Raw genomic sequence first — 268 nt, 5'->3', positions numbered from 1 at the left:
TGCGGGTGGGGCGGCTGATGGCGTCGCGCTGGATGCGGGTCACCTGGCCCGAGGCATCGGTGATGGCGCTCGGCAGGCCGGCTGCGTCGTACTCGGTCCGGAGGGTGCCGGCCGAGGCAGGCAGTGCGAGCAATGACGTTTGAAGCGCGAAGCAGATCGCGCGCACGGCGCGCGTGCGCCGTGGGTGGCATGACATGGGAATCCCTGGGTTCGTTGATCTTCTTGCCGCAAGATCTGGCTGGCGGCGGCGCAATCCGATGAAGTTCAG

General features: G+C 67.9%; 1 protein-coding gene. It reads right to left on the bottom strand.

Annotated features, from left to right (window positions below):
- A partial coding sequence (locus B0W80_RS34280) for an RHS repeat domain-containing protein (RefSeq protein WP_143684947.1) occupies positions 1-196 on the bottom strand: 196 nt, incomplete at its 3' end.
- Between the last annotated feature and the right edge of the window lie 72 nt (positions 197-268).

Origin of the sequence: Variovorax sp. KK3, from assembly GCF_001984055.1 — a bacterium.
GTDB lineage: Bacteria > Pseudomonadota > Gammaproteobacteria > Burkholderiales > Burkholderiaceae_C > Variovorax.
Note: the sequence above shows the minus strand (reverse complement) of the source record. Positions and strands in the feature narration are given on the sequence as shown.